General features: G+C 41.1%; 10 protein-coding genes. 8 read left to right on the forward strand and 2 right to left on the reverse strand.

Going from position 1 to position 12207, the window contains the following annotated elements:
• Positions 1-8: 8 nt before the first annotated feature.
• Positions 9-1319, reverse strand: coding sequence for an aspartate kinase (locus JWQ34_RS03795; RefSeq protein ID WP_299354095.1), 1311 nt, complete (start codon positions 1317-1319; stop codon positions 9-11).
• Between the two features lie 494 nt (positions 1320-1813).
• On the opposite strand from JWQ34_RS03795, the gene JWQ34_RS03800 reads away from it, so the two are divergent.
• The 3 genes from JWQ34_RS03800 to JWQ34_RS03810 are packed head-to-tail and all read left to right on the forward strand — an operon-like array spanning position 1814 to position 4575.
• Positions 1814-2758 (forward strand): Smr/MutS family protein, encoded by a 945-nt coding sequence (locus JWQ34_RS03800; protein WP_299354098.1) that lies wholly within the window; start codon positions 1814-1816, stop codon positions 2756-2758.
• Between the two features lie 36 nt (positions 2759-2794).
• Complete coding sequence (locus JWQ34_RS03805) at positions 2795-4261, forward strand: glycosyl hydrolase family 39 (RefSeq protein ID WP_299354100.1); 1467 nt, start codon at positions 2795-2797, stop codon at positions 4259-4261.
• A gap of 8 nt (positions 4262-4269) precedes the next feature.
• A complete protein-coding gene (locus JWQ34_RS03810; RefSeq protein ID WP_299354103.1) occupies positions 4270-4575 on the forward strand; it encodes an L-rhamnose mutarotase in 306 nt (101 codons plus the stop codon).
• A 7-nt stretch (positions 4576-4582) separates the two neighbouring features.
• On the opposite strand, the gene JWQ34_RS03815 is transcribed toward JWQ34_RS03810, so the two are convergent.
• On the reverse strand, positions 4583-5605 hold the full coding sequence (locus JWQ34_RS03815) for a glycosyltransferase family protein (protein ID WP_299354106.1): 1023 nt from the start codon (positions 5603-5605) through the stop codon (positions 4583-4585).
• 254 nt (positions 5606-5859) lie between these two features.
• Between JWQ34_RS03815 and JWQ34_RS03820 the strand changes: the two genes are divergently transcribed.
• The 5 genes from JWQ34_RS03820 to JWQ34_RS03840 all read left to right on the forward strand — a co-directional run bounded on the left by JWQ34_RS03820 (position 5860) and on the right by JWQ34_RS03840 (position 12194).
• Positions 5860-6912: an acyltransferase family protein gene (locus tag JWQ34_RS03820; protein WP_299354109.1), complete on the forward strand. Its 1053-nt coding sequence runs from the start codon at positions 5860-5862 to the stop codon at positions 6910-6912.
• Between the two features lie 31 nt (positions 6913-6943).
• Positions 6944-7585 carry an START domain-containing protein gene (locus JWQ34_RS03825; RefSeq protein ID WP_299354111.1) on the forward strand — a complete coding sequence of 214 codons (642 nt, stop codon included), beginning with the start codon at positions 6944-6946 and terminating at the stop codon, positions 7583-7585.
• A 163-nt stretch (positions 7586-7748) separates the two neighbouring features.
• A complete protein-coding gene (locus JWQ34_RS03830; protein WP_299354113.1) occupies positions 7749-10496 on the forward strand; it encodes a glycoside hydrolase family 2 TIM barrel-domain containing protein in 2748 nt (915 codons plus the stop codon).
• Between the two features lie 148 nt (positions 10497-10644).
• Positions 10645-11427, forward strand: coding sequence for an ABC transporter ATP-binding protein (locus JWQ34_RS03835; protein WP_299354114.1), 783 nt, complete (start codon positions 10645-10647; stop codon positions 11425-11427).
• A 14-nt stretch (positions 11428-11441) separates the two neighbouring features.
• A complete protein-coding gene (locus tag JWQ34_RS03840) occupies positions 11442-12194 on the forward strand; it encodes an ABC transporter permease (RefSeq protein WP_299354117.1) in 753 nt (250 codons plus the stop codon).
• The last annotated feature ends 13 nt before the right edge of the window (positions 12195-12207 follow it).

Below are 12207 nucleotides of genomic sequence, written 5' to 3' on the forward strand. Positions count from 1 at the left end.
GATGGGGCTTAAAACAGCCTGCTATGCAAACTCCTCAAAGCTTCCACCTTATCCTCGGTTTTAACCAGTACAGATAAGTTATGGTTACTGCCTCCGTATGATATCATGCGCAGTGGTAAATGTTTTATCGCCTCCAACACCCGCGAGCCAAAACCATGCTTATCCGCAGCAAAATCGCCAACTACGCAAATAATGGTATGGTTGGTATCTACCTCAACATCGCCAAAGGCTTTTAACTCACTCAATATTTCAGCAATGTGCGTGGTGTCATCAATAGTTAATGATACCGCGACTTCTGATGTGGTGATCATATCTATGGATGTTTTATAACGCTCAAAAACCTCAAACACGCGGCGTAAAAAACCATAAGCCAGCAACATACGGCTCGAGTTTATTTTGATCGCTGTTATGCCATCCTTAGCGGCTATTGATTTGATCTGGTTTTTTTCGCTATCATTAGTTATAAGAGTTCCCTTTGCTTGCGGGTCCATAGTGTTTAACAAACGTACCGGTATTTTATATTTCTGCGCCGGAAAAACGCTTTGAGGGTGCAATATCTTGGCTCCAAAATAAGCCAGCTCAGCCGCTTCATCAAATGATAATTGCGCTATAGGTTTGGTACCGCTAACAATCCGCGGATCATTATTGTGCATGCCGTCAATATCGGTCCAAATCTGTACCTCTTCGCTGCGTATGCCCGCGCCAATTAATGATGCGGTATAATCGCTGCCGCCACGGCGCAGGTTGTCAATCTCGCCAAAAGCGTTGCGGCAAATGTATCCCTGGGTAATAAATAGTTTATTATCCGGAGCTTTATCCAGTAAAGGGGTAAGGTGCGATGTGATATGATCAACAACAGGCTCATTGTCCTCATCGGTTTTCATAAACGCTAAAGCAGGTAATAAAACAGATGATATGCCTATCTCCTTTAAGTAAACGTGGTATAGCGTGGTTGACAATAACTCGCCTTGTGCCAGTATAATTTTTTCTTCAATAGATGTAAACAGATCATTAGCTACGCCGCTTAGTAACGAAAAATGGTAATCAATAACCTCCTTGCCTTGTACTAAAAACTCGGGTTTGGCAAATAGTTCTTTTATAAAAACTTCGTATTTGCCTTTTAATGTGGCAATGAGTGAGGCGGCCTTGGTCTTATCTTCGGCTTGATAGGCTTGTCCAATTTCAACCAAACTATTTGTTGTGCCCGATACGGCTGACAGCACCACAATTTGCCTTTCTGAAGCATCAATAATGTCCAGCAATTTCTTCATTCGCTCCGGACTTCCTACTGACGTGCCACCAAATTTTAAAACTTTCATTTTTTGTTCTTGTTTACCCATTACTATCGATATTCGATCGATGATGTTTGAGGCGTCTAAATTATGATTTTAACCACACTATATTATATACTAAAATGATAAAAATGAAATGGGAGCTGATGATCGGATGGCCATGATAAGGGATGGTTTTATAGCCAAAAACGTAAAAGCATTGATTCGTCACCTCAAAAAATATCCTAAAACAGTCTAAAAACTGACTAATACGTCAGTTTTTAATAATAGTTGGTCAGTTATTTTGGTAGCGAATAAAATAATCTTTTACTTTACATCAGGTTATTTTAATAGGGGTATTAAATAGCTATAACGAGCCGCTTGTATTATACAAGCGGCTTAATTTTTTAGTGGGATTTCTATCCACTTACTGCACATAATCCTTCGCAATCGGTACAAAAAGCTTATCGTTATACACACACTCATCAAAGCATTCTTTAATAGCATTATTATAAGGTAGATTTGCCTCTTTACTACTACACATGAAATATAAATTAGGCGACTTTGTAAGGTTTGTTGACGAGAAGATGGAGGGTTTTATTACCCGCATTATTGATGAGGAAATGATAGGTGTAACCGGCGAGGATGATTTCGAGATACCGGTACTGGCCCGCAAAGTAACCCTGGTGCATGGCTATGAAGCCGCAGGAAGTAAAACAGTTGCTACAGCCGATGAACCAACAATACCGCAGGCCGAGTTTAAAAACAAAGGCGTATACCTGGGCTTTGTTAACGATGCCAAAGCAAATTCGGTAGTGCATTTTTATCTGATAAATGATACCTCGTTCCAATTATTGACTACCCTCACAACCGAGAAGCACACCTTTAAAGGAGAGTATGCCGGGATAGTAGCGCCGGGCTCATCAGTTAAAATATACTCGGCACAGTTGGCCGATTTGCAATTATGGCCAAAGTTTATGGTTAACGTGTTGTATTACACCACGCAAAATGTTGAGCCACCTGCACCGTTAACAATAACCGAAAAATTTAAGGCTAAAGATTTCGCCGGCAGTAAAAAGCAATTACCTGTTTTAAAAGAACAAGGCTGGTTAATACAACTGGATGATCCCGATTTTATAATTGACGCGCAACAGCTAAAAGAAAGCTTTTACTCATCGACTGAAGAAAAAGTGACAATAAATAAACCCGCCCGTGAAATTGATCTCCATATAGAAAAGCTGCGCGATGATTACCAATTTATTAATAGCGCCGAGATATTAAAGATTCAACTTGATTATTTTAATAAGGCCCTTGATGCCGCTATTGTGCACCAGTTGAACGATGTTGTTTTTATACATGGGGCAGGCAATGGTACGTTACGTCATGAGATACAAAAGGTGCTAAGCAAACATCCCAAAGTACAAACTTTTATGGATGCCTTGAAAGAGAAGTTTGGTTATGGGGCTACAAGGGTGGTATTAAAATAATCAATATGCCTATATTAGCTTTAAACTTATTAGGATATGAAAAAGATAACTGCCACTATTCTATGTTTATTTTTTCTGGCCAATTACAAAGCACAAAGCCAGTCACTCAAGGTTAATTGGGACCAAACTGTATCTGTATCAAAATCGACCCCTACTTTGCAGGTGGTTGGCAACCCAATGTTGCGCCGTAAGGCTGCCATGCATGACGCCTCGTTTAGTGCGTTAAAAAATCTTAATGCCGACTTTGTTAGATATGTCCCATGGTTTCCGTATCCCAAATTAGCGGTTGCTGAGCTGGAACCTCCTGCGGAGAAAACATCTTGGGATTTTAGTTTGATTGATCCGATGACGATCGACTTCCTGGAAAATACCAAAGGGCACTCCGTAATATTAAATTTTAGTACCATACCCCAGTGGATGTTTAAAACCGATAAGCCGGTAGCTTATCCTGCTGATGCTAACCAAGTAGGATGGGGGTATGCCGGAGGGACGCAGTTGCGAGATACTACAATGAAAGAATTAACTGATTATTACGTCAGATTAATCAGCTGGTATGCAAAGGGTGGCTTTACAGACGAACTTGGAAAATATCATAAATCAGGCCATCATTACGATATCCCATATTGGGAAGTATTAAATGAGCCGGATTTGGAACATCAAATGTCGCCGCAAACATATACCAGGATATATGATGCAATGGTTACCGCTATTAAAGCAGTATTGCCCAACACTAAATTTATTGGTATGGCGCTGGCTTATGAAAACCCCGAATGGTTTGAGTATTTCCTTAATCCGGCTAATCATAAATCCGGTATCCCGTTGGATATGATATCTTATCATTGCTATGCAAATGCAAACAGCAATCAAAAATTTGATGCTTATGAATATGCTGTTTTTGATAAGGCCGAAAATTTTATAAACTCGGTTAACTATATAGAAAGTATTCGTAAACGCTTATCGCCAAATACCAAAACGGATATCGATGAACTTGGTACGTTTGTAAGTGATGAAATGCGCAATCAGCCAATTACGCCTGCTTACTGGAATCTCTCTGCAAGTGTTTATGCCTATTTTTTTATTGAGCTAAGCAAAAGAGGAATTGATGTAATAGGCGAATCACAACTGGTTGGCTTCCCAACGCAATTTCCTGATGTGAGCATGATCAACTATATCAATAACAAGCCTAACGCCCGTTTCTGGGTATTAAAAATGATAAAGGATAATATTAAATCAGGTAGTATCCTGATAAAAACCGATATAAGTGGTAACAACGGCGATAATATTTTAGCACAGGGATTTATTGTCGGTGGTGTGAAAAAGGTACTAATCCTTAATAAAAGAAACAAGGGCATTTTTGTTAAACTACCTGCCGGATTTAAAGGTGCAAAGATAAGTACGGTTGATGGCGACTCTGGCGATAATAAAGCAACCCGATCAATAGTTAATGACGAGAATATTGAGATGAAACCATTTGCCGTTAAGTTGATAGAGTTGACGAAATAAGATCTGTTATGAACCAGGTAGCGTTTAAAATGAAATTAAAGCCCGGAGCCAAAGCCGAATATAAACGCAGGCACGCTTTGATCTGGCCCGAGATACGCCAACTGTTAGCAGATGGCGGTATTCGTGATTATCATATCTTTTACGATCAGGAAACCGATATTTTATTTGCCGTGCATAATGCGGATGAACAAGGGGCCATTTTTGGAAAACAAGAAATCTTAGAAAAATGGTGGGCCCACATGGCCGATTTGATGGATGTAAACCCTGATAACTCGCCGGTTGCTGTTCAGCTTGAGCAGGTATTTCAATTATAAAAATTTACTACTGCGCTACCAAACCCGTCTTAAAATAGCTTGTCTCTGCAAATTGCTCAAACAACAGGTCCAGCACTTGTTGGGTATTATCCGGGTAGTTTACTTTTATGGGTTGGCCGTTATTTAACCAATCCAGTATCTTTTCGTCATGCTTGGGTTTAAGGCTTTTAATAACCGGTACACCCATAGCCTTTAACGCGGCAGCGTTTAGCTGCTGCTCGTATTGGTTTTTCATCGGTATAACCAATAGCTTTTTCTTCAAAAATAAAGCCTCGGCGGGTGTTTCAAAACCACCGCCACATAATACGCCAGCGCTTTGGGCCATGCTTTTTATAAAGTCCTTATTATCTATAGGCTGTATATAAACGTTTTTATGTTTGTACACCTTTTTATTGTGTTTAGAAAAAACATCCCACTCCACATTTTTAAATTCCGACAATCGCTTTATCAATCGCTTATCGTCATAAGCAGGCAGGTAAACAGTATAATGCCCTTTGTTCATAATCTCCTGCTCGCGCACTTGCTGGCGTATTACCGGGGTAAATATATTTTTATCGAATGATTTAAAATGAAAACCATATTGCGCGGTAACCGGTGCATAGTTTTTAAGAATGAGGCGACCTATCATATCTGCTTCATCCGGCTTGGGTGCTTTATCATGCAACACGGCAGCCTGGTGGCTCAATCCAATACAAGGCTTGTTTTTTAAATAACAGGCCCAGGCAGATATCGGCTCAAAATCATTGATCACCAGATCGTATTTATCAACAGGCAAAGTATTGATTTCTTTAATAAACTTGCGAAACCGCGATTTTAAAAATGACCCCCATAGATCAACCCCGCCAGATTTGCCGAAAACGAAGCCAAAACCATGTAGCTTATATTTTATAGCGAAGGGCAGGTTCAAATCTCCTTGCGTACCGCTAACCAGCACATCAACATCGCCCATCTTTTTTAACAGGGGCACAATATCCATTGATCGGCTTAAATGGCCGTTACCTGTTCCTTGTATGGCATATAAAATTTTCATGGTTATATAGGGGGATAATTTGAGAGGAAATAGTTTTAAATAAATAAAGAGAGCGGCCGAGCTCTCTTTACTATTAACTGATCTTATTAGTTCAATGAAAAAAGAACGATTTGGTTAGTACATCAAATGAATAACACCACAAAAGTAATGCCCCAATGTTAAGGCTTAATTAAGTTTGTGTTAGTTGTGCTTACATTTAACTTAACCTGTTTTATATAGAATTGTGTTACTTTTAATCCATTATTTTTCACTGAATGACTACAGCAAGATCCCAAAACCTTGATTGGATAAATAGTTTAAGGCTTATTGCCTTATTTGCTGTAATTGTGCTGCACGTTGCCGCTATCCCGTTAGGGCAATATGGCCATGTACTCCTTAACACCTGGCTTACTGCCGATTTTTATAACGCCCTGGTACGTTTTGCCGTACCCGTGTTTGTAATGATAACCGGCGCATTGTCATTGCATCGCGAATATGAACTGGGCGATTTCCTGAAGAAACGGCTAAGCAGGGTAGTGATTCCCTTTTTATTCTGGAGTTTGGTATATGTAGGTTACTCGTGGTATAACGAAGAATTACCTTTTGATGGGGATGCCTGGACGAATACTAAAACGGTATTACATCAGCTAAAATATGGCAGCTCATATCACCTTTGGTATGTTTATATGCTGATAGGTCTTTATTTTTTCATACCGATTATCAGCAAGTTCGTCCGTAACGCCAGCAAGCGCGAAATAGAATACTTTTTGGTGATGTGGCTGATTGCTATGATTATTAGCCAGCCATTAATATCAAGATTTAACCCTCAGGTCGATCTTCATAATTTTGCAGGCTATGTTGGCTACCTGGTTTTAGGGCATTATCTTACCTTTAATTTCGACAGAAAAAGGAACATAATATCGTTAATGGTTATGTTGTTTTTGGTGATGCTAATTATTATAACCTGGGGGACGTACTTGCTGTATAAATACCCTACCGGATTAATAACCTTATTGTACGAGCCGCTTGGCCCTGCCATTGTATTATTAGCGTCAACCGTATTTTTAATAGGGCGATTTAGTAAAATACAGTTGCCCGCATTTTTAAAACAAGCAAAAGACTTCGCCTGCAAATTTAACTTCGGCATCTATTTAAGCCATGCGTTGGTGCTGTATTTTTTGGATGACCTGTTTGGCATAAGCTTTAAACTATGTACACCTTTGGTAAGCATTCCGGTAACGGCAATTATATGTTTTACTTTGTCGTTATTGTTGGTGTGGTTATTGAGTAAGTTGCCGGTTGTGGGTAAGTGGTTGGCGGGTGAGTAAACGGTACGCATTTAAACTAATGAATTAAACTATGAAACTAAACACACTAATATTCCTAACCCTAACCCTAACCGCCAAACTTGCCACCGCGCAAGACGAATGGACCTTCAAAACCGAAAGTGATGGCATTAAGATTTATAGTAACACCAAATCGCCCTTAAAAGTTAAGCCGGTTAAAGTTGAATATACTTTTAACGCTACACCTATACAATTGGCCGCTGTACTACTGGATATTAAAAACTATACCGATTGGATTTATAAAACCAAACTGACCGCCTTGGTTAAACAAGTATCGCCAACCGAGCTGTTTTATTATGCCGAGATCAATATGCCATGGCCTGCTCAAAACCGCGATTTTTCGGCACACATTACCGCAACTCAAAACCCCGATACTAAAGTTATTACCGTTGATGCACCTTCGGTAACAGGTTTAGTGCCCGAGAAGGAAGGGGTTACACGCGTCCGTAAATCAGTTGGTAAATGGGTGCTTACACCGGTCGGTAAAAATCAGGTTAACGTAATCTATTACCTGCAAATAGAACCGGATGGCCGCGCACCTACATGGCTTATCAATCTGTTTATATCCGATGGGCCAATGCAAAGTTTTAAAAAATTAAAGCTTCAACTGCAAAAGCCGTTGTATAGAAATCCGGCGCTTTCCTTTATAAAATGAGTATAGAGGTAATTTATTTAACTATTAAGTTGTTCCGCTCACTCAAAGTGGAATACGCTGTTTGCAACATATTTATTACGCAATCGATACCGTTTTTTAACAATCTTTAATACGCGTTAGTATTATTAGCTTAGCATAATTAAACCAATTTTAGTTTTTAGTTATGAAGAAGTTTCCCTTAGCCTGTTTCGGGCTATTTTTTGCTATAAGCTCATTCGCGCAAACAACCATCACCGAATATTTATCAGGTAAAGATAAAGACCATACTGTACAATGGAATTTTTTCTGCACCGATGGCCGGTTAAGCGGTAAATGGACAACCATACCGGTACCATCTAACTGGGAACTACAAGGATTTGGCGCCTATAACTATGGCGGCGATAGAAACAAAGCTCATGAATCAGGCATGTACAAGCATGAATTTGCTGTAGGCAACTATACAGGCAAACGTGTCTTTATTGTCTTTGAAGGCTCTATGACCGATACTAAAGTGACAATAAACGGTAAATCAGCCGGCCCCATACACCAGGGCAGTTTTTACCGGTTTAAATATGATATAACCGACCTGGTAAAGTTTAACGCCAAAAACCTGTTAGAGGTTACGGTTGATAAGATGTCGGCAAACGCCGGTGTAAACGATGCCGAGCGTAACTACAGCGATTTTTGGGTATTCGGCGGCATCTATCGCCCGGTTTATTTAGAGATGGTACCAGAAACTTATATCGACCATACCGCAGTAAATGCTAAGGCCGATGGCTCCTTTCAATTAGATGTTTATGCCAAAAACCTTAAAGATGGCGATGTAATTGAAGGCCAGGTTAAAAAATTAAATGGCGAAAATGTAGGCAAGCCTTTTTCTGTAACCGCCGATCTGTCAGCCGATCATTCAGAACTAAAAGCCAGTTTTAATAAACCATTATTATGGAGTGCCGAGTATCCTAACCTATATCAGGTTGTAGTAAACATTAAAAGTAAACAAGGTGGCGGGCATAGTGTAAAACAAAAATTTGGCTTTCGTACTGTCGAGGTTCGCCCGCAGGATGGCTTGTATGTTAACGGGACAAAAGAAATATTAAAAGGTGTTTGCCGCCATAGTTTCTGGCCGGAAACGGGCCGTACACTTAGCCATAAGATTCACTTGATGGATGTTAAGGCAATGAAAGATATGAATGGTAACGCAGTACGTATGTCGCATTATCCGCCCGATCAGGATTTTTTGGACGTATGTGATTCGCTTGGTATTTATGTGTTGGATGAGCTAACTGGTTGGCAACATAAATACGACACGTTAGTGGGACATAAACTGGTTAAAGAAATGTTGGTACGCGATGTTAACCACCCTTCTATCTTGTTTTGGGATAATGGTAACGAGGGCGGCTGGAACGTAATGCTGGATAATGACTACGCATTGTATGATCCGCAGAAACGTAACGTATTGCATCCATGGGCATTATTTGGCAATGTTGATACGCACCACTACCCTGATTACAATGCAATACTAAAAGCAACATCCGGCAAAGAAGTATTTATGCCTACCGAATTTATGCACGGGTTATATGATGGCGGGGCAGGCGCGGCTTTAGAAGATTTTTGGGGGCAGATGATGTCATACCCACATGCGGCGGGTGGCTTTATCTGGGCTTTGATAGATGAAGATGTGATCCGTACCGATAAGAATAACACCTATGACGGCGTGGGTAACCGCGCACCAGACGGCATATTAGGTCCGCACCGTGAAAAGGAAGGCAGCTTTTATACGATAAAAGAGATCTGGTCGCCGGTATACATCCACCCTGCACCTATTGATAAAACATTTAATGGTAAAATCGAGGTAGAGAACCGTTACACTTTTACCAAACTAAGCCAGTGTAAGTTTAAATGGCAATTGGTAAAACTACCATCGGCACAAGACAAAAGTACTAGGGCAATAACCACCGCTATCGGCTTACCATTACCATTAGAACTGGCTCCCGGTGAAAAGGGTACCCTCAACCTGCATCTACCTGCAACCTGGGCAAAAAGCGATGCGCTATACCTAACTGCCTACGGTCCGCATGGCGAAGAATTATTTACCTGGAGCTGGGCTATTAAGTCGCCTGCGGCGATAGCTAAGGCGCCGATATTGGCTGCTAAATCAACCATAGCAGGTGCGGTTAACGGCAATGAGCTGGTTGTTAGCAGCGATGGTAAAAAATATTATTTCGATAAAACTACCGGGTATATTGAGAAGGTGATTAAAAGTAAAACCGAGATCTCGCTATCTGGTGGACCTGTTTTGGCAGGAGTGAATACTACTTTAAAAGATTTTACCTATAAAACTGCAGGCAAGCAATTTATTGTTGAGGCCAATTACCAGGGCGATGCAACCCTAAATGTAAAATGGACCTTCACGCCGGGCAAACCGGTTAAACTGGAGTACACCTACGCTCAAACCGGTGATTTTGATTTTATGGGCATCACCTTTAATTATCCCGAAGAAAAAGTTACAGGTATGAAATGGCTGGGTCGTGGCCCGTATCGCGTTTGGAAAAACCGTGTACCGGGGCAGCAGTTTGGTGTATGGCATAAAGCCTACAATAATACCATAACAGGGCAAGACTGGGGCTATCCCGAATTTAAAGGCTACCATGGCGAAGTTAACTGGGCGGTGATAGAAAATAAAGAATCGCCGTTTACGGTTTATACGGATAATAAAAACATGTACCTGCAAATGTATCACCCGGCCAGGGAACAGGACGCGTTGAAGAATAACAATGTAGAGCCACCATTTCCTGATGGTAATATTGGATTTTTAAATGGCATTAGTGCCATTGGTACCAAGTTCCAGGCCGCTAAACAAATGGGGCCGCAAAGCCAGAAAAATCATACTACCGGCGAGCCTATTAGCAATACATTATGGTTTGAATTTTAAGATCAATCAATTAAACAGTTAACTCCTGTAGTGCCTGCAAACTTCTTTTATGGAAGCGGGCTTTACAGGAGTTTTTTTATATATTTAGTTCGATAGAATTGTAATAATATAACGCTATCACACTCTAAACAATAAAGCACAATTAACTATGACTGCTGATCCTGATAAGTATATTTTAAAAGTAGATGGCCTGGGTGTTACCTATGGCGATTTTGTTGCCGTAAAGGACGTTGGCTTTAACGTGTTGCAAGGCGAGATATTCGGCTTGCTTGGGCCTAACGGCGCAGGCAAAACCAGCACGTTGAGCGCTATCGAAGGCCTGCTAAAATTTAAACAGGGCACTATAATAGTTGATGGACAGGATGTGCAGCAAAAGCCATTGTATGCAAAAGCATCGATGGGGGTACAGCTGCAATCAACAAGCTTCCAGCCCGAGTTAAACGTGGTGCAAATACTACAACTGTTCTCCGGCATATATGGCGTGCCCAAAAACAAAGACGAGATAAAAGAGATGCTGAAAGATATTAAGCTGGAGGATCACGCTCATAAGAAATTTGGTCAACTATCCGGTGGTCAACAGCAGCGTGTATCGTTAGTGATAGCGACTATTCATAACCCTAAATTGGTATTGTTAGATGAACCGACAACAGGCCTTGACCCGCAATCGCGCCGCCAGCTTTGGGAGCGCATTGAGGCTATTAAAGCAAAGGGCCATGCTGTTTTGCTAACCACACACTCCATGGAAGAGGCCGAAGCCGTTTGCGACAGAATTGCTATTATAGATCATGGTCGGGTTATCGCTATTGACACGCCGCAGGCATTGGTTGATAAGCACCGCGACGACCCGGAAGTAATTGCCGTATCGCGCCGTGGAAAGATTACTTTAGAGGATGTGTTTATTGGGTTAACAGGTACCGCGGTTCGCGATTAAATCAGGAAATAAAAATGGAAACTACAGTTATACCTAAATCATCAGCCGTATTTAAGACCCTTGTAAGGGCAGATATGGCAACCTTGTTTAGTAACCGCCGGTCGGTTGTCATATCATTATTGGTGCCGCTTATTATCCTGGTATCATGGAAACCATTAGTAAAAGTAATGGGCGGTCCGTTCGCGCTGTCAACAGCTATTACCATAGGTTTAATGGCTATTGGGTTGATGGGTTACACACTATCCGTATCGCGAGATAGGGATAAAGGCATCTTTCAGCGTCTGCGTGTAGCGCCGGTGCCAACCTGGGCCATCATGTCCAGCCGCATCTTTATCCAATTGGTAATGATCATGGTGTTGACGTTGTTGGTCTTTATTGTCGGCTATCAATATGATAAAATAACATTGAGCACGGAGGGTTATTTGCTAACCTTTGGCGTAGCCATTTTAGGCGGTGCGGTTTATCTTAGCTTGGGCCAACTAATTGTTGGCCTGATAAAAACCGCCGAAACTATAAACGCTGTAACGCGCCTTACTTATTTCTTATTCATAATGGTGGGTATGTTTGGCGAAATGGGTACACTTGGCCCACAAGTAAAAGAGGGGGTGCATTGGTCGCCTTACGGTTCTGTTAAGTTAATGCTGGCCGCCAGTATGGAACCCGCTAAATGGACTCATGATACTACTATTACCGTTTGGGTTTGCTTAGGTTATATTATTGTTTTTGCAGGCATCGGCATTAAAAAATTTAAATGGAATAGTAAGTAATAGAACACGATTG

It is taken from the genome of Mucilaginibacter sp., assembly GCF_028288185.1.
Lineage (GTDB): Bacteria > Bacteroidota > Bacteroidia > Sphingobacteriales > Sphingobacteriaceae > Mucilaginibacter.

Coding starts and splice junctions, on each gene's coding strand:
- JWQ34_RS03830 (WP_299354113.1), top strand. CDS start 7,749: ATGAAGAAGTTTCCCTTAGCCTGTTTCGGGCTATTTTTTGCTATAAGC.
- JWQ34_RS03840 (WP_299354117.1), top strand. CDS start 11,442: ATGGAAACTACAGTTATACCTAAATCATCAGCCGTATTTAAGACCCTT.
- JWQ34_RS03835 (WP_299354114.1), top strand. CDS start 10,645: ATGACTGCTGATCCTGATAAGTATATTTTAAAAGTAGATGGCCTGGGT.
- JWQ34_RS03805 (WP_299354100.1), top strand. CDS start 2,795: ATGAAAAAGATAACTGCCACTATTCTATGTTTATTTTTTCTGGCCAAT.
- JWQ34_RS03810 (WP_299354103.1), top strand. CDS start 4,270: ATGAACCAGGTAGCGTTTAAAATGAAATTAAAGCCCGGAGCCAAAGCC.
- JWQ34_RS03825 (WP_299354111.1), top strand. CDS start 6,944: ATGAAACTAAACACACTAATATTCCTAACCCTAACCCTAACCGCCAAA.
- JWQ34_RS03800 (WP_299354098.1), top strand. CDS start 1,814: ATGAAATATAAATTAGGCGACTTTGTAAGGTTTGTTGACGAGAAGATG.
- JWQ34_RS03795 (WP_299354095.1), bottom strand. CDS start 1,319: ATGAAAGTTTTAAAATTTGGTGGCACGTCAGTAGGAAGTCCGGAGCGA.
- JWQ34_RS03815 (WP_299354106.1), bottom strand. CDS start 5,605: ATGAAAATTTTATATGCCATACAAGGAACAGGTAACGGCCATTTAAGC.
- JWQ34_RS03820 (WP_299354109.1), top strand. CDS start 5,860: ATGACTACAGCAAGATCCCAAAACCTTGATTGGATAAATAGTTTAAGG.